The organism is Pseudoalteromonas sp. SCQQ13 (assembly GCF_015864415.1).
In the GTDB taxonomy this organism is placed as follows: Bacteria; Pseudomonadota; Gammaproteobacteria; order Enterobacterales; family Alteromonadaceae; genus Pseudoalteromonas; species Pseudoalteromonas nigrifaciens.
The window spans coordinates 245,608-265,811 of sequence record NZ_JADYXG010000001.1 but is presented as its reverse complement, the minus strand read 5'-3'; the positions used below and the strand labels follow the sequence as shown (position 1 = coordinate 265,811).

16 protein-coding genes are annotated in these 20,204 nt (G+C 39.6%); 5 read left to right on the top strand and 11 right to left on the bottom strand.

Annotation, left to right across the window (positions count from 1 at the left end):
* Nucleotides 1-87 precede the first annotated feature (87 nt).
* Complete coding sequence (locus I6F41_RS01105; RefSeq protein ID WP_011330036.1) at nt 88-1,389, top strand: DEAD/DEAH box helicase; 1,302 nt, start codon at nt 88-90, stop codon at nt 1,387-1,389.
* Nucleotides 1,390-1,481: 92 nt separating this feature from the next.
* Here the strand turns inward: I6F41_RS01105 and I6F41_RS01100 are convergent, their stop codons facing one another.
* On the bottom strand, nt 1,482-3,092 hold the full coding sequence (locus tag I6F41_RS01100) for an NAD(P)/FAD-dependent oxidoreductase (protein ID WP_011330037.1): 1,611 nt from the start codon (nt 3,090-3,092) through the stop codon (nt 1,482-1,484).
* A 194-nt stretch (nt 3,093-3,286) separates the two neighbouring features.
* Here I6F41_RS01100 and fdxA point away from each other — a divergent pair, with 194 nt between their 5' ends.
* The 3 genes from fdxA to I6F41_RS01085 all read left to right on the top strand — a co-directional run bounded on the left by fdxA (nt 3,287) and on the right by I6F41_RS01085 (nt 8,053).
* Nucleotides 3,287-3,610 (top strand): ferredoxin FdxA, encoded by a 324-nt coding sequence (fdxA, locus tag I6F41_RS01095; protein ID WP_011330038.1) that lies wholly within the window; start codon nt 3,287-3,289, stop codon nt 3,608-3,610.
* A gap of 146 nt (nt 3,611-3,756) precedes the next feature.
* A complete protein-coding gene (locus I6F41_RS01090; RefSeq protein WP_011330039.1) occupies nt 3,757-6,003 on the top strand; it encodes a carbohydrate binding family 9 domain-containing protein in 2,247 nt (748 codons plus the stop codon).
* Between the two features lie 139 nt (nt 6,004-6,142).
* The gene (locus I6F41_RS01085; RefSeq protein ID WP_197107565.1) at nt 6,143-8,053 is read left to right on the top strand and encodes a putative bifunctional diguanylate cyclase/phosphodiesterase; all 1,911 of its coding nucleotides are present in this window, start codon (nt 6,143-6,145) and stop codon (nt 8,051-8,053) included.
* Between the two features lie 89 nt (nt 8,054-8,142).
* On the opposite strand, the gene I6F41_RS01080 is transcribed toward I6F41_RS01085, so the two are convergent.
* The 7 genes from I6F41_RS01080 to I6F41_RS01050 all read right to left on the bottom strand — a co-directional run bounded on the left by I6F41_RS01080 (nt 8,143) and on the right by I6F41_RS01050 (nt 14,947).
* A complete protein-coding gene (locus I6F41_RS01080; RefSeq protein WP_011330041.1) occupies nt 8,143-8,844 on the bottom strand; it encodes a TorF family putative porin in 702 nt (233 codons plus the stop codon).
* A gap of 10 nt (nt 8,845-8,854) precedes the next feature.
* The gene (locus I6F41_RS01075; protein ID WP_197107564.1) at nt 8,855-10,072 is read right to left on the bottom strand and encodes a BCCT family transporter; all 1,218 of its coding nucleotides are present in this window, start codon (nt 10,070-10,072) and stop codon (nt 8,855-8,857) included.
* A 155-nt stretch (nt 10,073-10,227) separates the two neighbouring features.
* Nucleotides 10,228-11,895: a choline dehydrogenase gene (gene betA / locus I6F41_RS01070; RefSeq protein WP_197107562.1), complete on the bottom strand. Its 1,668-nt coding sequence runs from the start codon at nt 11,893-11,895 to the stop codon at nt 10,228-10,230.
* A 12-nt stretch (nt 11,896-11,907) separates the two neighbouring features.
* Nucleotides 11,908-13,371, bottom strand: coding sequence for a betaine-aldehyde dehydrogenase (betB, locus tag I6F41_RS01065; RefSeq protein ID WP_197107559.1), 1,464 nt, complete (start codon nt 13,369-13,371; stop codon nt 11,908-11,910).
* Nucleotide 13,372: 1 nt separating this feature from the next.
* Entirely contained in the window at nt 13,373-13,948 is a 576-nt protein-coding gene (gene betI / locus I6F41_RS01060) for a transcriptional regulator BetI (protein ID WP_050754485.1), read from the bottom strand.
* Between the two features lie 439 nt (nt 13,949-14,387).
* A complete protein-coding gene (locus tag I6F41_RS01055) occupies nt 14,388-14,690 on the bottom strand; it encodes a hypothetical protein (protein WP_011330047.1) in 303 nt (100 codons plus the stop codon).
* The gene (locus I6F41_RS01050) at nt 14,690-14,947 is read right to left on the bottom strand and encodes a DUF3081 domain-containing protein (RefSeq protein WP_011330048.1); all 258 of its coding nucleotides are present in this window, start codon (nt 14,945-14,947) and stop codon (nt 14,690-14,692) included. The genes I6F41_RS01055 and I6F41_RS01050 overlap by 1 nt, the downstream gene beginning before the upstream one ends.
* A 146-nt stretch (nt 14,948-15,093) precedes the next feature.
* Here I6F41_RS01050 and I6F41_RS01045 point away from each other — a divergent pair, with 146 nt between their 5' ends.
* A complete protein-coding gene (locus I6F41_RS01045; protein ID WP_011330049.1) occupies nt 15,094-16,374 on the top strand; it encodes a flavohemoglobin expression-modulating QEGLA motif protein in 1,281 nt (426 codons plus the stop codon).
* Nucleotides 16,375-16,815: 441 nt separating this feature from the next.
* Here the strand turns inward: I6F41_RS01045 and I6F41_RS01040 are convergent, their stop codons facing one another.
* The 3 genes from I6F41_RS01040 to astA are packed head-to-tail and all read right to left on the bottom strand — an operon-like array spanning nt 16,816 to nt 20,176.
* Nucleotides 16,816-17,619: a DUF1338 domain-containing protein gene (locus I6F41_RS01040; protein ID WP_179806896.1), complete on the bottom strand. Its 804-nt coding sequence runs from the start codon at nt 17,617-17,619 to the stop codon at nt 16,816-16,818.
* 49 nt (nt 17,620-17,668) lie between these two features.
* Nucleotides 17,669-19,135 carry a succinylglutamate-semialdehyde dehydrogenase gene (gene astD, locus I6F41_RS01035; RefSeq protein WP_197107557.1) on the bottom strand — a complete coding sequence of 489 codons (1,467 nt, stop codon included), beginning with the start codon at nt 19,133-19,135 and terminating at the stop codon, nt 17,669-17,671.
* Between the two features lie 6 nt (nt 19,136-19,141).
* Nucleotides 19,142-20,176: an arginine N-succinyltransferase gene (astA, locus tag I6F41_RS01030; protein WP_011330052.1), complete on the bottom strand. Its 1,035-nt coding sequence runs from the start codon at nt 20,174-20,176 to the stop codon at nt 19,142-19,144.
* Between the last annotated feature and the right edge of the window lie 28 nt (nt 20,177-20,204).

Here is a 20,204-nt window from a genome sequence, read left to right as displayed (position 1 = left end):
ATGCAAAAGTAAAGTAATGACTAACTGTTAGCACTTTTTTACTGTATAATTTGCGACCCTTGATAATGTGGCCGCAGGTTATATACCATGAATTTTAAATCTTTTAGTTTTGCTCCTGAACTTGTTCAGGCGTTAGACGAACTTAACTATCACACCCTTACGCCCATTCAGCGCGCAGCAATTCCTGCTGTTCGTAAAGGTAAAGACGTTTTAGCAAGTGCACAAACGGGGACGGGTAAAACCGCCGCGTTTGCGCTACCAATTATTCAAAAATTATTTGAGTCTGAAGTAAGCACTACTAATGCTCCGCATGCTTTAGTTTTAGCGCCTACGCGCGAACTTGCAGAGCAAATAGCAAATAACTTTAAAGACTTCGCAAAACACACTTCGTTAAAAGTAGTCAGCTTATTTGGCGGTGTTAACACCGCAGGCCAAGCTAATGCACTTAAAGAAGGTGTTGATATTGTAGTAGCAACGCCAGGGCGTTTACTTGATCATATTCGCTTAGGTAACTTAAGCCTTGCCAGCGTAAAGCATTTGGTACTTGATGAAGCAGACCGTATGCTCGATATGGGCTTTATTGAAGAGATGCAAGGCGTTATAAAAAGCTGCGCTGACGATCGTCAAATCTTGTTGTTTTCAGCTACTTTCCCAGCAGCAATTAAACAGTTTGCATCTAAAGTATTAAAACAGCCAGAAATAGTACGTGTTGATCAAACAAACAGTACTGCTAGCACTGTAGCGCATGTGGTTTACCCAGTTGAAGAGCGCCGTAAGCAAGAGCTGCTTTCTGAGCTAATTGGTAAGAAAAACTGGCAGCAAGTGTTAGTATTTGTAAACATGAAAGAAACAGCCGATGAGCTAGTAACAGAGCTTAACCTTGATGGTATTCCGGCTGCGGTTTGTCATGGCGATAAGTCACAAGGTAATCGTCGTCGTGCGCTGCGTGAATTTAAAGAAGGTAAAGTACGTGTATTAGTGGCAACAGAAGTTGCGGCGCGTGGTATTGATATAGACGGTTTACCGCGTGTAATTAATATTGACTTACCTTGGCTTGCAGAGGACTACGTACATCGTATTGGTCGTACTGGCCGCGCAGGTAAAGAAGGCCAAGCAATTTCATTTGTAAGCCGTGAAGAAGAAAACATGTTGTTTGAAATTGAAACCTTAATTGGTCAAAAAATTAAACGTGTTTACTTAGAAGGCTATGCAGTAAGTAACCGTGAAGTATTAATTGATAAAATTGGCAAAAAGCCTGCACACTTACGTCGTACTCGTGCTAATAAGCCATCTGGTCAAGCAACTGGCGAAGCAAGAGCAGTAAATCGCTCACGTATATCTAAAATACGTAAAAGCTTAAAAGGCGAAAAACTGTCGCTTAAAAAGTAATTAATAATGCGCTAACCTAATATGGTTATTTGCAGTTACAAAAAAAACCTGAGCTTGCTCAGGTTTTTTTATGGCTTAAATTAATAAAACGCTTATTTTGCGTTTTCTAGCATTGAAAGCGCCACCGCTTCAGCGGCTTTAATACCATCAATACCTGCCGATAAAATACCACCGGCATAGCCTGCGCCTTCGCCAGAAGGGTAAAGCCCTTTAGTATTAATACTTTGAAGTGTTTTATCGCGCTTAATACTTACCGGCGAAGAGGTACGTGTTTCTACCCCTGTTAGTAAGCCATCATTAGTTGAAAAACCACGAATTTGCTTATTAAATGCCGGAATTGCTTCACGCAGAGCATCAATTGCATATTTAGGTAATACATCGGCTAAATCGGTTAATTTAATACCCGGCGTATAAGATGATTGCACATCGCCTAAAGCTGATGACGATTTACCCTTTAAAAAGTCGCCAATAAGTTGTGCTGGCGCATCGTAATTACTGCCGCCAAGTTCGTATGCTTGTTTTTCAAGTTTACGTTGTAACTCAATACCCGCTAATGGATGACCCGGGAAGTCTTGCTCTGGCGAAATACCTACAACAATAGCGCTGTTTGCATTTCGCTCACTACGAGAATATTGGCTCATACCATTGGTAACAACTAGGCCTTCTTCAGAGGTGGCTGCAACCACAGTCCCCCCTGGGCACATACAAAAACTATATACGGTACGGCCATTATCACAGTGGTGAACTAGTTTGTAATCAGCAGAGCCCAAAATGGGGTTACCTGCATTGTCACCAAAGCGGCACTCATCGATCATAGATTGCTTATGCTCGATCCTAAAACCCACCGAAAATGGTTTAGCTTCCATGTAAATACCTTTTTTATATAGCATATCAAAGGTATCACGGGCACTGTGACCCACAGCAAGCACTACATGGCGGGTATTTAGCTGCTCGCCATTTGACAAGGTTAAGCCCGTTACTTGGCCGTCTTCTAAATGAATGTCGTCTACGCGAGTGCTAAAGCGAATTTCGCCGCCAAGTTCTACAATATGCGCGCGCATTTTTTCAATCATAGTTACCAGTTTAAAGGTTCCTATGTGTGGCTTACTTACGTATAAAATTTCTTCTGGCGCGCCAGCGGCAACAAACTCGGTAATAACTTTACGGCCATAATGTTTTGGATCTTTTACTTGGCTGTATAATTTACCGTCGGAGAATGTACCTGCGCCGCCTTCACCAAATTGTACATTTGACTCGGTATTTAGTGCGCGCTTACGCCAAAAACCAAAGGTATCTTTAGTGCGCTCGCGTACTTCTTTACCACGCTCTAATATAATTGGCTTAAAGCCCATTTGTGCCAACACTAAACCTGCAAATAAACCACAAGGGCCAAAGCCTATTACGACAGGGCGCTCTTTTAAATCGTTATTTGCCTGGGCAACAAACTTATAAGCGGTGTCGGGTGCTACTTTTACATGCTGATCTTTGGCAAAAGTTGTGAGTAACTGCTCTTCGTTATCAACGCTTATATCTAAGGTATAAATAAGTAAAATAGCTGTTTTTTTACGGGCATCGTAACCACGTTTAAACACATTAAAACTATGTAACTGTTCTGGCGTTATTTTTAGCTTACTGACAATGGCATCTTTAATTGCATTTTCGTCATGATCTAGCGGTAGTTTTATTTCGGTTAAACGTATCATTTTGTCTCTTTTAGGTGTCTTAGCGGGCTTTTAATTACCGCTCACAATAAGGGAAGTAGCGCAAATAGCACCACAAAACATAAGGCGCTTATTTTACGTTAAATTACGCTATTATGGCACTTATATATTGTATTTTAGCCTTGGTTGGGTATGATCCGCCGTTGTCGTTATAAAACCTTAGGCATTGAACCATTATGGCATTTGTAGTCACCGAAAACTGTATTAAATGTAAGTACACAGATTGCGTATCAGTGTGCCCAGCAGATGCATTTTTTGAAGGCCCTAACTTTTTAGCTATAAGCCCAATTGATTGCATTGACTGTGGTTTATGCGTACCTGAATGTTCAGCTGATGCTATTTATCAAGAAGATGAATTACCAGAGTCACAACAAGAGTTTACCGAACTAAATGCCGAGCTTGCACTTATATGGCCACGCATTACGCAGGCAAAACCAGCCCCAGCCGATGCTGATGAGTGGAATGGTATTGCTGATAAGCTCAAGCTTATTGAAACCTAATCGCTGCGCTTAAATACTTCTTTATTATTAATTAGTTAATGTTATGCAAAAAACTCTTTGCAAGGTATTAACAAATCCATTGGTATAAACTACAATCCACGCCAGAAATTACTCTTATTGAGTAATTTAAGTCTAAATGGATGTTTATGCAGTACTTAATAATAATAAAAAAACAATCAGTGTTCTTTATTTTAAGCTTTTTCTTTCTTTTACTCACCACTCCAAGCGCGCTTGCCAATAAACAACACTATTCACTCACGCGTATTAATAAAAATATAACAGTAGATGGGGTAATGAATGAGGCGCATTGGCAAGATGCCACGCGCATTGCATTGCAGTTTCAAGATGAACCAAATGAAAAAGGTACGCCACCGGTAAAAACCGATGCTTATATATACGAAGACGGCAGTAACTTATATGTAGCGTTTGTTGCACACGATCCTGACCCAACGCACATTCGCGCTGCACTGCGAGATCGCGATACTCTGTGGCAAGATGACACCGTGGCACTAGTAATTGATACCTTTAATGATGAGCGCTCTGGTTATGAATTTTATGTGAACCCGCTAGGGGCTCAGGGCGATATTCGCATGACCGACACCGATGGCTGGCAACAAGACCTTTCTTGGAATGCCATTTGGGATAGCGCAGGCAAGATTACTGAGCAAGGTTATGTGGTAGAAATGCGTATTCCTTTTAAAGCGCTGCGTTTTGCACAAAATAAAGAGCAATTAACCTGGGGTTTTGCCCTAATGCGCAATTATCAACGAGATGTGCTTTATCAGTTATCAAACATTGGGTTTGATCGCGATATTAAGTGCAGCCTTTGTCAGTTTGATAAACTTACCGGCTTTGAAAAAATAACGGCCAGCAAAAACCTGCAATTAACGCCTACTTTAACTGCGCTGCGTAACGATACCAAATCACAGTTACCGGGTGATTGGGAAAATGGCGATGTAAACGCCGAAGTGGGTATAGATTTACGCTGGGGCTTAAGCCAAGACGCCGTTATAAACGCCACTATAAATCCAGACTTCTCGCAAGTGGAAACCGACTCTCTGGCACTGGATATTAATACCACTTACTCTATATACTATGAAGAAAAACGGCCGTTTTTTTTAGACGGTGCGTCATATTTTAAAAGTAGTTTATTTGAGCTTTTATATACTCGCACCATTGCAGAGCCTAATCTAGGCGCTAAATTAACCGGCAAAACAGCTAATCACAGTTATGCGGTGATGTTTGCCGATGACGACAATAGCAATATTTTACTGCCAACTAATCAGGGCTCAGGATTTGCAAGCTTAAACGAAAATACCAAAGTGGCAGTGGCGCGTTACCAGTACGATATTGGCCAGCAAGGCACTATAGGGGTTTCAAGTACGCATCGTGAAGGTGATGACTATCGCAATACGGTTTTATCAGTTGACGGTAGTTACTGGTTTAATCAATCAGACACCTTAAGTTATCAAGTTGCGAGCAGTGATACCCGCAACTCAGCATTTTTAGTTGAAAATTATAACCTATCACAAGCACAATCCGATCAAGCGTATGCAATTAAGCTCACCCGCGATAAACGCGATTATAAATTATTCGCAGAGTACGAAAATATTGGCGCAGATTATCGTGCCGATTTAGGCTATCAAGCTAAGGTCGATTACGAAAAAGTTATTTTAGGAGGCGGGCAAACCTGGTATCGAGATGAAAATGATTTAGTTACCTCTTGGTCATATGTAGCTGATTGGGATAAAACCTGGGCGAAAAATGGCGATTTACTTGAGCAAGAGTACGAAGGTTATTTAAGCTTTAAAGGCCAAAAACAGTCTATTTTCGAAATAGGGCTGATACATAGGTATGAAAATTATAACACTAATTTTTACAATCAAAACATTGGTTATATTTACAGCGGATTTAAACCAACAAAAGATCTTAGGCTGTCTTTGTATGTTGAATACGGGAGTCGCATTGACTACAGTAATGAGCAACTAGGTGACGCCTTTGATACCCAAACTCAAGCGGTGTGGGATATAAACAATCATTGGCAAGTTGACATAAAGCATAGCTACAGCCAATTAGACAACCCACAAGGGGAGCGTGTTTTTACAGCTAACCTAATTGATTTTAGGCTTTACTATAAATTTAATATGCGCTCAATGCTAAAGCTTATTTGGCAATTTGAAGATATTGATCGCAACGAAAATGCTTATTTTTATCAAGTGAACCAAACTAATAAAGATTACGGCAGCCAACTCGTTTATTCGTACAAAATTAATGCGCAAACATTATTTTACTTAGGGTATTCAGATAAAGGTTACCAAGATGATTCACTTAAAAGCTTAGAGCGCGACCAGCGCACCTTTTTTACTAAAGTCAGTTACGCATGGCAGCTTTAAAATGCACTTAATTAGATAATAATGAATGCCTTGCAATCATTAAGGATTGTATAATAACTTAATTAGTAGTAAAAACAGCCTATATGATGTTTTATTTGCTTATGCTTTAATATGTTAACAACGTTAGATGGACCTTTAAGTGAATAAATTAAAATCTATAAATGTAATTATAATAATGGCTATTTCTTTATGTTTTAGTATTAATTTAGGTATAAGTAATCAGATAGATAAAATTAATTTATTTCACTCTAATATCGATGTTCGTAATTTTGAAATAGATACCACCACATTGACATTGGCCCCTTGGTATAACCCAATATTAAATGGCTATTATATTGTTAAGCAAAACAATATAAACTTTATAGTATTGAAAACCAGCAAAACAGAATTTATAGCGGTTAAAGCTAACGATTTAATTTTAATTACGCTTACATCGCCACGAAACCTATTTATATTTTTTGTGATTTTTCTCATTGGCTTTGTGTATTTAAAAAAAGAGCTTAAAAAACATTACTACACAAAAAAAATTATCCAACTTAATAAACAAACAGATACCTTACTCAAAGCATTTAACTTACAAACAAAGTCAGCAGCTAACGCTAATAGTATTACAACGCTGAGTGAGTCTATAAGCACCCTTAATAGCCATGTTGAGCACTATGTAAAGCAAACTCAAACCAGTATTTACCAAGATAAACTCACCCTACTAATAGACCGCCATGCCTATATTAAACATATAGATAGACAAATTAGCCAAGTAAATATTGAAAATTTAAAATGTGCTTTATTGTTTATTGATTTGGACGGTTTTAAAAAAGTAAATGACTCTTTTGGGCATAGTTTTGGTGACGAAATATTAGTTCAAGTGGCAACTCGTTTAGCCAATGTGATACGCCATAATAAGTTAAATAACATAAATCCAGCCAATCAGTTAGAGCAAAACTTATCTCGACTAGGGGGCGATGAGTTCTCTATTTTTATAGAGTCAGTTGAGTCAGAAGCGCAAGTTTTAGATATTGCAAGGAATGTATTAAACGAGTTAGAAAAAGACTTTGTGTTAGGTAATAAAATTATAAAAATAAGTGCCAGCATAGGTATTGCAAAATACCCAGAGAGTGCCTCAACGCCGCAAGCCTTACTGCAACTTGCAGATGTAGCTATGTATAGAGCAAAGCACGATGGTAAAGGTATTTTTAAAGTGTACTCTCCCGAAATGGGTAATAAAATGCGCCGCTATCATTATTTGCTAGAAGAGCTTCGTTTAGCGGTCGCCCGCAAAGACTTTTATTTAAACTTTCAACCTATCGTACATGTTGAAGATTGCATGATAGATTATTTTGAAGCACTAACACGTTGGAACCATTCAATTGAGGGAATGATTTCGCCTGTTGAATTTATTCCTATAGCTGAGGAGTCTAATTTGATTTTAGAATTAGGCGATTGGATTATGTTAGAGGCATGTAGACAAATGGCTGCATGGCATAATGCCGGTTTGCGCAAGGTACGAATATCGGTAAACGTGTCGGGAGTGCAGCTAAAACATAGATCTATATATGACTGGGTTATGGCAACTCTTACCAAAACCGGGCTGTCACCTAACTCACTGATGCTAGAAATTACAGAATCAACGCTTATAAAAGCAGATTCTTTAATAATTAAAGAGCTTGAAAAATTACGTAAAGAGGGCATTACGATTGCCATTGATGATTTTGGTACTGGTTTTAGCTCTTTAAGCACTTTGGCTGATTTACCTATAGATGTGATTAAAATTGATCGCTCTTTTATTACTCAAGCAAATAAAAGTAAAAAGTACCTCGATATATTAAAAACTATTTGCGAACTTGGACAAAAGTTGGGGCTTAAAATAGTGGCCGAAGGTGTAGAAGAGCCAGCACAGTTTGAATTAGTAAAGCGTATAGGTGTGAGCTCTGTACAAGGCTATTTAGTAAGTAGGCCAGAGTCATCTGTTAATGTAGGTAATAAACTACTCAACAAAAATGTGAGCAATATGTCAGGCTCAGGAACCAGTGCCTGGGAAATAAGTAATTAGTTAATTGTTTATTTAACAGCCGCACATAAAAATGCCACTTAACTTAAGTGGCATTTTTATGCTAAGTAATAGCATTCATTTAATTAAGATTATAAATTAAACGTACGTGATACGGCCAATACTAGACGCTCATCTGCGTAGTCGTAATCTAAGCTGGTGTTTTCAGCGGCAACTTCAATATTAAAGCCTTCATAGCTAGTTTGGTATGCTAAGCGGTAATGGTTGTAAGATTTTTTTTCATTACTATCCCACGCGTATTTTTTACCGTCTAATGAGTTTGAAATATCAAAACTTGCACGTAGTGCATGGTTAGGCGCAAGTTCATAAGTATGGGCGATCATTGAAATAACATGACTTGCACCGCTGCCAAAGTAGTCCCAGCTATACCAAAAGTTAAGCTCTGTTTGGCCATAATCACTCGCATAGCCAAATTTTGTATAGGCTTCGCCATAATTACCATCACTGTTATTGCCTTGGTAAGTGTAATAAGCAATACCGTAATCAGCACTAAAGTGTTCATCAAGCTGAATGTATCTACCTACATAAGCATCAAGTTCAAAATCAGTATCATCACCAAAATCTACATTAGAGGCCCAAATACCTGCATACACACCGTTATCAAATGCGTAATCAAGGCTTGCTTGAATTGCAGGGTCGTTATCTGTTTGCGTTACACCATTGAAAGTATAGTCAGAAGCTGCAGTAATGGTTGTTGACCAATTAGCCGCTGCAGTTGTAGATAAAAGTGTAAAAGGTAAAGCGATAAAAAGTTGTTTTAGTTTATTATTCATAGTGTTTTTCCTAGCTCATATTTTCAATTTTGGTGTAATCAATTTTGTTTGCTTTTGGTGAGCCTATAATGTCGTTCACCGTTTTTAATTTGTTGTAGCCAATATAAGCAATACAAATAAAGAACAAGGCAATAACTAATGCGCCAACCCATTGAATTTGTAAAAACTCTAACTTAAATAGTAATGTTAACAACGACAAAGCAACAATATTCATGGTTAAGTATTTAAATTTACCTAAGCGTTTAACCGTCAAGTTTAAGTTATCTGTGTATAACCGGATAAGCGAATCAAGAGAGTTAATTACAAAAATAATACCAACAAATACCATGGCAAAGTTTTTAATACCTTCGGTAGGAATACCAGCTTCGTGGTAGTGATAAAGCACACTAAACCAGATAGCAATTGGAATTGATGGGAAAATCAACATTGCAGCCAATACCTGGTAAGTTCTTAATCCACCGACAAAACGTGCAGTAAATTGACCTATCATAATGCTCCATGCAAACCACCAAAATAAATAAAACTCATGGTAGTCATTTAGCGGTAAAACAAATTCATTAATATTGGCAAAATAAGTACCAATAGCGCCTAAGTTATTCGAAAAGGCAGACAATTCACTGTCACCAAATACAAATGCACCCGCCCACATAAAGGCAATAAGTGCTAAAAACATCCAAGTAGTAGAAATACTTAAAATACGTACATACTTAATGTCGGTACTCGAATAGGCAGCAAACGCTATTGTAGCCAGCACAATTAAATAAAACACCGGAATAACACTTGAGCCATCACCGAAGTCGGGTAAGTACCAAGGTAAGTTAGTCAGTAGTAAGTAAGCAGTAAATGCACAGGTGCCAATGATGACAACGTTATTAATAAACTTAACCCAAGGAATTTCGAAAAATTTAACTTTAGGTTCTATTACACAGAAATAAAAGCACGTAAGAAAGTAAAATCCCCAGATTAAAAACCCCCAATAGCCAAACTCAATAGCTAGCGGATTTGCAAATGCGTACTCTGGGCTTGCTTTTATGTCTGCATAACCGGCAAATTCGGTTAACGGAAACATAATAAGGCCAACATCTAGGCCTGAGGTAAATAATATGGCTATAAAGGTAAATGTTCTAACTGGCGTTACGCCTACAACACGTACATTGCCCCATTTAAATAAAATAGCGATTACAGCTAATAAGGTGAAAATAATCCCAGCACTAAGCCAAATAGTCATTATCGCCCTCCCAAAATAAATAAAAGTAATTCATAAGTACTCCGTTTATTGTTTTTCTCGCGTTAACACAACATAACCAATTTATATCGTGAGCCACGGCGAGCCTCACAAAGGGTTAACTACCTAAGTAGCTAAACCTTCGCCAGTGGCTTAATTTATATCTTGCTATTACGTTGTGTTGTTTGCCAGTTAGCGCTCATTGCTACAGATGCATTGAGTTTTGCTAGTGGCTTATTACCTAAAATAATATCAGCGGCTTTTTCGGCCACCATAATGGTAGGGCCGTTTAAGTTACCGTTTGGTATGGTTGGAAATATAGATGAGTCAACTACTCGTAAACCTGCAATCCCATGTACTTGGGTGTTTGAATTAACGACTGCCAGTTCATCTTCACCCATTTTGCAAGAGCAAGAAGGGTGATAAGCGCTTTCAACCGTTTGACGTACAAAGGCATCTATTTCTGCATCGGTTTGAATATGCTTACCTGGCTGAATTTCTTCATCGCGATAATCATCAAAGGCACTTTGCTCAATAATTTCACGAGTTAGGCGTACACAGGCTCTAAAGCCTTCAATGTCATCTTGATGTTGTAGGTAATTAAACACAATTTTAGGTGGTTGCTGAGGATCAGCCGATGCAATAGTAACGCTGCCGCGGCTTTTTGGCTTGTTATGACCTACATGTACTTGAAAGCCATGGCCGTCAAAGGCACTACGTCCGTCGTAGCGCATTGCGGCAGGTAAAAAATGGTATTGCAAATCTGGCCATTCAACTCCAGGCTTAGAACGAATAAAAGCACATGATTCAAAGTGATTTGTAGCGCCCAGTCCCTTGCGGGTTAATAACCAACGTGCACCAATTAAACCTTTTGAAATTAACCCTAATTTACCGTTTAAGGTAATAGGTTGTTTGCACTTATATTGAAAGTAAAACTCAAGATGATCTTGTAAGTTTTGCCCTACACCGGGTAAATGGTGTTTTACCTCAATGCCTGCTTTTTTAAGCACTTCGCTATCGCCAATACCCGATAGCTGTAAAATATGTGGCGAGCCAATAGAGCCGGCGCTTAATATCACTTCTTTTGCAGCAACAGCGGTTTTAACTTCGCCATTTACTTTGTATTCAATACCAGTGGCTTTTTTGCCCTCTAAAACAACGCGCTGGGCAAGTGCACCGGTAACAATAGTTAAATTATTACGCGATTTAACTGGATCTAAGTATTCACGCGCGGCTGAGCTACGTACACCGTCTTTTACCGTCATGTGCATTGGCCCAAAGCCTTCTTGCTGCGAGGCATTGTAGTCGTTAGTGTGTGCGTAACCCGCTTCAATGCCCGCTTTAATAAAGGTGCTGTACAAAGGGTTTTTCATTTCGTTACCGTTATTAACGCCCAGCGGGCCTTTACCGCCACGGTACTTATTTTCACCTAAGTAAAAGCTTTCTGCTTTTTGAAAATACGGTAAACACGACTGATAATCCCAGCCGTTTGCGCCATTGTGTTGCCATTCGTCGAAGTCTTTTGCATGGCCGCGTACATACACCATGCCATTAATAGATGACGAACCACCGAGTACTTTACCGCGCGGACAATGCATTTCGCGGTTGTCTAAATGCGGCTCAGGTTGGGTATGAAACTGCCACGCGTACTTATCGCTATTCATTGGAATAGAAAGCGCGGTAGGCATTTTTATAAAAATGCTTTTATCACTGCCACCCGTTTCTAGTAGTAATACACGGGTGTTTTTATCGGCTGATAAGCGATTTGCTAACACGCAACCTGCAGAGCCTGCGCCCACAATAATATAGTCATACGAATTACTCATAATCAGTATCCTTTAAAATGGGCTTTCTATGTCGGTCATACCAACATAAACAGATTTAGTTTGGGTATAAGTATCGAGGGTTTCTATGCCGTTTTCGCGGCCAATGCCCGATTGCTTGTAACCACCCACTGGCATTTCTGCAGGTGAGTTACCATAAGCGTTAATCCAACAAATACCCGCTTGTAGTTGATGAATAACACGGTGTGCACGTTTAATGTCGCTAGTAAATACACCGGCAGCTAGACCAAGGTGAGTACCATTTGCACGTTTAATAACATCGTCTTCGTCATCAAATACCAACACGCTCATTACTGGGCCAAATATTTCCTCTTTAACTATGCTCATGTCATCGTTGCAATCAATAAACACAGTAGGGGCAACAAAATAGCCGTTAGGTGCAGATGCAGGTGAAAGTGTTGTACCACCTGTTAGTAGCGTTGCGCCCTCTGCAATACCTTTATTAACGTAGCTCATTACTAAGTCTTGATGCTTTTTAGAAATTAGCGCGCCAAAGTTAGTATTTAAATCTTGAGGATCGCCGGCAATAATATTTTGTTCAGTACGGGTTTTAAGCTCATCAATAAATTGTTGATATACATTTTTATGAACATAAATACGGGTACAATTAGTACACACTTCGCCTTGAGTATAAAAGTTGCCTAACATTGCAGCACTTACTGCTTGTTCAATATTGGCATCATCAAATACAATTAATGGCGACTTACCACCAAGCTCCATGGTGACATCTTTTAAAGATCCCGCAGCGCTCGCAACTACCTTTTTACCTGTACCTACTTCGCCAGTAAACGACACTTTATCTATATCAGTATGCTGTGTTAGCCATTGGCCTACATCGCCTGCGCCTTGTACTACATTAAATACACCTGCGGGTACGCCAGCTTCTACAAAAATTTCAGCTAGCTTAATTGCGCCAAGTGGTGTTTCTTCCGATGGTTTAAAAATAAACGCATTACCAGCGGCAAGAGCAGGGCCCGATTTCCAACAGGCAATTTGTAGCGGGTAGTTCCACGCACCAATACCAGCGCAAATACCTAAAGGCTCTTTACGGGTATAGTAAAAGTCGCTGCCAACCATTTGTTGTTGGCCAACTTGTGCCGGTGCTAAACCAGCAAAGAATTCAATAACATCAGCGCCTGTTTCAATATCTACACAGTTTGCTTCTTGCATTGGTTTGCCGGTATCAAGTACCTCTACCAGCGCTAGCTCATCATTGCGCTCGCGTAAAATTGCTACGGCCTTGAGTAAAATGCGACTGCGCTCAATAGGCGACATGGCCGACCACTGAGCAAAACCTTGCTTTGCACTTGCAATGGCAGCGTTTTGAATAAACTCGTCAGCAATTTCTACTGCATAAATAACTTCACCCGTAGCAGGGTTAGTTACATCAAATGTTTTGCCGCTTTTATTTGCAAGGAAATGGCCGTTAATAAAATTTTGATAGACAGGTGTTGTCACGCTAGGCTCCATATTGCTTGATGAGTGAATGCACATAACTTTTTGCTAGCTTTTCACTGTGATTAAACTGATGTTCGTTTGATTTACTAAGTACTGCTCGTAACCATAGGCCGTCGATCATGGCGGCGCTAAGTTCGGCAGCTTGTTTTGCTTGCTCAGCGGGCATTAATTGCTTAAATGAAAATGCTAAATTACTTTGCAAGCGTTTGCTGTTTACATTTTGTAGCCGGTGTAATTCGGCATCGTGCATTGATTGTGCCCAAAAGCTCAACCAAGTTCGTGTAGTATCTGAGCGCTGTTGCACAAGTGCAAAGTTGGCTTCAATAATAAACATTAAGCGCTGCGTCGCGTTGGTATTTGCTTCAAGTTTGCAAACAAGCTCCTGTTTTAAACTCGTAAGTAAATACCTCACCGTTGCTTCAATTAATCCCTGCTTACCACCAAAGTAATGACTAATAATGCCAGAGGATAATCCCGCATTTTTACTAATACTGTTAATAGTGGTTGCCTGTAAACCGCGCTGTGCAACCGACTCAATTGTTGCGTCAATTAGCTGCTGACGTCTTATAGGTTCCATTCCAACTTTAGGCATATTTATTATTAATTGACCGTTCAATAAACATAAGTTTAAGGTAATAGCTCTAACAATTCAAGGCGCAGGTAAATGATCGGATGCCAAAATGTAGATGAAATATTAACAAAAAAGGTAGTCTAGTATACGTAAATAATAAACATTGAATTTGTTTTATGTTGTTTAAAAACAAGAGTTTATGTATTATTTTGTAGTGCAATAGGGTAGGGTTATTTTGGCTAAGAAATAAAATGTAAATAATTTCAAATAATATGCTTAGTACGGTAATCATTAGAGCACTAACGGTATGTGTTGCTGTTTATATAGCCAAAATTGCAATGGATATAATTATAACAACAGGCTGGTTTTATAAAGTTAATTGTAAATATAGCAAAGCAAGAAGGGCTAATATAGGTACAAAGCAGACGTATTGTTACAGCTTAATTTAAGGCGCTAATATACCTTTGAACAAAAGAGGATAACGCCTAAGACGATTTCCAATGTAGTCATCGGCCATAATTTGTGCGCAAATTTCATCCACGTTATTACATGCTGCAAACACCCAGTCAAATCGCTCAATAGCGAGGAGAAAGCCTTTTTTTAAATGGGTTTGGGTACGGTAGTAAGCTAGGTTGTGGCGAATAATTTCGAGCTTGTGCGGGTTAGCTTCAAGCTCAATAATTACTTGCGTAATAAAGGAAGTATTGAGCTTGCTAGTGGCGCGTTTTTTAAGCCTGGGTGGCAGCATTAGGTTTCATTGGCAATATTGTGTAATTTTTTTAAAAAGTCATCTTTGTGTTTTTCATGTTCGTAATCAAGATGATACGTATTATGAAACCCAAAACGCAGTTCTACGCCGCTGCCTTGTAAATAAATGGTATAACCGTCTGCGTCTGAATACGCGGTAACACCTTGATAATGCTTACCATCATCCTGCATTTCGCCGCGTTGTATTATGCGTTCATACACAGCTAAAATTTGCTTGTTGTCGATTTCATTTTTCATTAATTAATCCTTAACTTTGCAAGTATATACGTTTTAGATATGTGGTCCGATCATCTTAAAAACAATGGTTAAAAAATGATGATATTACTTTGTAATTTGGTTATTTTAAATTATGCTCACAATTCATTATTTGTTGAGCTTACACCATGATAGACAAGGCGTTACTACTTAAAACTCGTGAATTATCAGATCAATTAGTTGCCCTGCAAACACCTATAAGAATACTGGATGCGATTAATTGGGATAAACAAATTAAAGAAGAATTTTTTAGACAAAAATGTCAAAAAAATCCAGTTATCGATCGTGCTTATTATCAGCAGCGCGATTTAGGATTTGTGCCCAGCGAACTACGCCAAGCGTTTTCTACTTTGCAGCGTAACATTATTAACCAGTTAGGACAGCTAAACCCAATAGCTCAATATATGGGAAAAATGTGCAGCGAGTATAAAACCGTATTAAGCATGCTGGAATATCGAGGAACGCCTGAATTTCATGACCTATCAGTAGAGCTATTTGGGCACCCTAAAGATTTGTTTCATGCTGGTGAGCCTTCACTTACTGAGCTGGCAAACATGTTAGAGCGGCCGCTTAAAAACTTATTAATTGCCGATATACTGCCCGACGATCCTAAAAATATAGCAGCAAGCGATGCTGTGCGTATTTTATCTGAGCAAGTTAATGCCAGTATGGTAGGGATCAACGTAGAGGTAATGCTAAGCGATGGCATAGTGAGCGATGCAGCAGCTGGGGCTAATAACATTAAGCTAAATAAAGATGTGAAGTTTTCGCAGCGTGAACTCGATATTCTAGAAGTGCACGAAGGCTGGATACATGTAGGCACGACGCAAAATGGCCTAGCGCAACCTTACTTAACCTGTTTAAGTAAAGGCACGCCAAGCTCAACAGTGACCCAAGAGGGCCTTGCGGTATTAACCGAAATTATTACCTTAAAATCAACACCACGGCGCTTATCTAAATTAGTTAACCGTATTCAAGCGGTGACCAAGGTAATTGATGGTGCTGAATTTGTTGATATTTACCGCGATTATGTAGCGCAAGGGTTATCGCAAGATGAAAGCTATACTTTAGCTCAGCGTGTATTTAGGGGCAGTACACCCACAGGTTTGCCGTTTACTAAAGACATTGCCTACATTAAAGGCTTTGTTTTGGTGTACAACTTAATTCGGGTTGCCATACAACTGGGCAGAATCGATCAACTGCCTTTATTGCTGGTGGGAAAAATATCGATTGATGACTTTAGGCTGATTACGCAACTGCATAGTTTAGGAGTAATCGAATCGCCTAAGTTTGTACCGCCACACTTTAAAGACTTACGCGGTTTAGCAACTTGGCTCAGCTTTGGGCGCTTTATTGGAGACTTGTCGTTTGAACAATTAGAAAACGATTATAAGCCGCTGTTTTTATAATAACTACTGGGAGCTTGTCTCCCTTAAAGCAAAAAAACGCAGTTGGAATGAGCAACTGCGTTTAAGTATATAGTTACAAGCCAACGTAACTATAGTTGAGGAAAGTTTACTAGTAATTAGCCAGGTAAACTTGGCGTGTAGTTGCTGATTTGCCTTGCTACAAACTAGGTTTGTAATCTACTCAGATTGATTATAATCAAGAAGCAGCGAAATAATAAAACGTGTTTTAAGTTTCTGCAATAGTTAATTTTAAATAGCTTGGAATTAATTTAAGTTAATATAAAACAGTAGTTTGGGTTATTAATTTAAATCATCTAATGGATAAGTAAAATTAATCGAAAGCGCCATTACGTTAGTAAACCTCTTTACCAGAGATCCGGTTAAATAGGCATAAAAAAAGCCCTTTACGGGCTTTTTAAAGAGTGACCAAATGCAGGCTAGTTAGCGCGCATTGGTACTTTCAAAAATTTTATCGGCAGAGGCTGCTACAAACCCGGTGTAAAGCTCGCCATCGGCTTTAGGGTAGCGAATAGCAAACTCATAAAAACAGCTAGGAATGCTCATTTCACCATCGCTAAAGCTTACTGAGTACTCATCAGCAAGGGTCGACGATTGCTCAAGTAATACCTCTGGCGAGCCTTTTACTTCGCCGCCTGAGCTATTAAGTGTAAAGCCTGCATCTTTTAGCGCTTGGTTAACATCTTCAATGTTATCAAATTTATCAAGGGTATTAATATTTACCGTAAAGTGATTAGCTCGGTAACCCCATGCCGACATCCACGCTGCGTATTCGCTCTCGGCAAGAAGTTGCTTATAAGTGTCTGTACTTACTTGCCAGTGCGTGCCTGAGTATAAAAAGTTATCGGCGGTCACTGCGTCCTCGTCAATTTGACTCACCATATCATTTACAATTGCTTGTAACTCAGCAGAGCATTTATCTACCAACAACTCAGAAATAAATACTTTTGGCTGTGTTAAATCACTATGCTCGTAGTGCTTTGCGTATAGTTTTTTAGCTTCAAAGTGATACTCACCACATTCTTTATAACCCAAAGCTAAAAAGTGTGCTGCCAGCTTTTCTAAGCCCACTTTTTCAATGTTAAAGGTACGCAGAGCAATATGATCGTTAATAATGTCATCTTTTTGCGTTGAACCTAATAGATCATGAATTTTGTCTGCCGATGGCGTTACGTTTAAGTAGTTTTGCCATAGGTTATCAAATAATGTATTTACATCAGTATGCATTTTAAATCCTTAAATTTTGTTATATACCTTAACGCTAGTTAAGTTGTATTTATTCAATTATTAAGCCCGGCGCGAGGGTTTGCGGTAAAGTTACTTTATCTGATTCAACAGAAGCTACCGGGTAGGCGCAATAATCGGCAGCGTAATAGGCGCTTGCTCTGTGATTACCACTGGCGCCAATGCCACCAAATGGTGCAGCGCTAGACGCACCGGTAATGGGGCGATTCCAGTTAACAATGCCAGCACGAATACGCTTTAAAAAGTGGTTATAATCGTTTTCACTATCGGCGAGTAAGCCGGCAGATAAACCAAAGCTGGTGTTATTTGCTTCATTAATGGCGCTGTCAAAATCGCTGTAGCGATATATTTTAATTAATGGCCCAAAATGCTCTTCATCTGGCATATCATTAACATTAGTCACATCGATAATACCTGGGCTGACAAAACCAGTACCTGGTTTTAATTGCTTAAGTTCAACTAAAATCTCAGCGCCTTTAGCGACAAGTTCATTTTGCGCAGCCACCATACCTAATGCTGCTTTTTCGCTGATCATAGCACCCATAAATGGCTGCTCTGTTGCAAAGCTGTCATCAACTACAATATTTTTAGTGGCGCTAATAAGCTTAGCTAGAATGGCATCGCCATTACTCGAGTTTTCAATAAATACACGGCGTGCACAGGTACAGCGTTGGCCAGAAGTAATAAAGCCTGACTGAATAATGTCGTGTACTGCGGCGCTAACATCGTTTACGTCTTTAATTATCAGCGGGTTATTGCCGCCCATTTCAAGCGCTAAAATTTTACCCGGGTGGCCAGCAAACTGTTTATGTAATAAATGACCTGTATTAGAACTACCGGTAAAAAATAAGCCATCTATATATTTGTGAGCGGCCAATGCCTTACCTGTTTCAATTTCGCCTTGTACTAGGTTAATTACACCAGCAGGTAAGCCCGCCTTTAACCACAGCGATAAAGTAAATTGTGCTACATGAGGAGTAAGCTCTGAGGGTTTAAATACCACAGTGTTACCCGCTAAAATAGCGGGCACAATATGCCCGTTAGGCAAGTGCCCAGGGAAGTTATAAGGGCCAAAAATAGCCACTACACCGTGCGGCTTATGCCTAATAAATGCTTTAGCACCTGGCATTGGGTTTTCTGTGGTACCGGTACGCTCATTATATGCTTTTACCGAAATAGCGACTTTACCTGTCATTGCGCCTACTTCAGTACGGGTTTCCCATAAAGGCTTCCCGGTTTCTTGGGCAATAATAACGGCAAACTCTTCGCTGTGTTCTTTTAGTTGTGCAGCAAAGTTCTCTAGTATGGTAATGCGCTGCTCAAGCGGGGTATCAGCCCACTGTAACTGCGCTGCTCTTGCGGCTTTTATTGCGCTATTTACTTGCTCAGCACTGGCGCCATTACCTTGCCAAATTGTTTCGCCATTGCTTGGATTAATTGAGGCAAATGCTGGGCCTTGGCCTGCTTGCCATTGGTTATTTATAAGTTGTGTATTCATATATATTTACAGACGAAAGAATCGTGCTGCATCTCCTTGGCTTAACTTAAGTGCATCAGCCACTGCTTGGCTAATGATTAACGTATGCTTTGCATGATTATAATGCGCGTGTTTAGTAAATGTAGCTCTAAAGTCACTCACACCATGATTACAAATAGCGAGCGTGTCGGAACTGTTTTGTGTTATATGTTCAAGTTCACCTATGGTAATAGGGCACACTTGAGACTCGCGAATACTGCGAATATTACCTAGCTTGGCTTCTACAGTGGGGCCGGCATCAAATAAGTCAACATAGCCGCGATGTTCAAAACCTTCTTTTTCGAGAAGTTTAAGCGCGGGTTTGGTTTTTTCATGAACATGACCGATCACAGCTTGGGCTTTTTTACTCAGTAAATTTACGTAAATAGGGTACTTAGGCATGAGCTCGCTAATAAACACTTTATCGCCTAAACCGACTAAATGATCAGCTTGTGGAAACTCAATACTAAAAAAGTGCTCTTGTAGCCATTGCCAAAATGGCGAATGGCCGTGCTCGTCGCTTACACCGCGCATTTCGGCAATGACGGTATCGGCAAAGCGTTCACTGTGCTGCGCCATAAACAAAAAGCGCGAGCGCGATAAAAAGCGCCCAGTTAAGCCTGTACGGCTGTCTTCACGTAAAAACAAAGTGCATATTTCAGAGCAACCCGTGTAGTCGTTACACATGCTCAAAATATCAACAGTGTTGTATACATTTAATGTAGGCGAGTGATGCACTGTTTTACCTAAGTGATAATGATATAGCGGCACAGTTAAGCCTACAGCGGCTTCTATTGCGGTTGTGCCAATCACTTTACCTGTTTCACTGTCTTCTAAAACAAATAAATAGCTCTCGTCCAATGGTTTATTAATGTTTTTAGCAAAGCTTTTTTCAGCGCGGTCAATTTTTTCTTTTAGCTGGGTGTCATCTACGGGCAAAGAGGTAAACCCATGCCCAGACTCTATTGCTATTTGCTTAAGCGCATCAAAGTCGTTGGCTGTAATAGGACGTAATACTTGCATTAATTACTTGCTCCAATAGCACGCCCAA

Bases quoted from the DNA above. Each gene is read 5' to 3' on its own strand.
- I6F41_RS01055 (WP_011330047.1), bottom strand. From the start codon at position 14,690: ATGCTGCCACCCAGGCTTAAAAAACGCGCCACTAGCAAGCTCAATACT.
- betI (WP_050754485.1), bottom strand. From the start codon at position 13,948: ATGGAACCTATAAGACGTCAGCAGCTAATTGACGCAACAATTGAGTCG.
- I6F41_RS01100 (WP_011330037.1), bottom strand. From the start codon at position 3,092: ATGATACGTTTAACCGAAATAAAACTACCGCTAGATCATGACGAAAAT.
- I6F41_RS01050 (WP_011330048.1), bottom strand. From the start codon at position 14,947: ATGAAAAATGAAATCGACAACAAGCAAATTTTAGCTGTGTATGAACGC.
- I6F41_RS01105 (WP_011330036.1), top strand. From the start codon at position 88: ATGAATTTTAAATCTTTTAGTTTTGCTCCTGAACTTGTTCAGGCGTTA.
- I6F41_RS01090 (WP_011330039.1), top strand. From the start codon at position 3,757: ATGCAGTACTTAATAATAATAAAAAAACAATCAGTGTTCTTTATTTTA.
- astA (WP_011330052.1), bottom strand. From the start codon at position 20,176: ATGCAAGTATTACGTCCTATTACAGCCAACGACTTTGATGCGCTTAAG.
- astD (WP_197107557.1), bottom strand. From the start codon at position 19,135: ATGAATACACAACTTATAAATAACCAATGGCAAGCAGGCCAAGGCCCA.
- fdxA (WP_011330038.1), top strand. From the start codon at position 3,287: ATGGCATTTGTAGTCACCGAAAACTGTATTAAATGTAAGTACACAGAT.
- I6F41_RS01080 (WP_011330041.1), bottom strand. From the start codon at position 8,844: ATGAATAATAAACTAAAACAACTTTTTATCGCTTTACCTTTTACACTT.
- I6F41_RS01040 (WP_179806896.1), bottom strand. From the start codon at position 17,619: ATGCATACTGATGTAAATACATTATTTGATAACCTATGGCAAAACTAC.
- I6F41_RS01075 (WP_197107564.1), bottom strand. From the start codon at position 10,072: ATGACTATTTGGCTTAGTGCTGGGATTATTTTCACCTTATTAGCTGTA.
- betA (WP_197107562.1), bottom strand. From the start codon at position 11,895: ATGAGTAATTCGTATGACTATATTATTGTGGGCGCAGGCTCTGCAGGT.
- I6F41_RS01045 (WP_011330049.1), top strand. From the start codon at position 15,094: ATGATAGACAAGGCGTTACTACTTAAAACTCGTGAATTATCAGATCAA.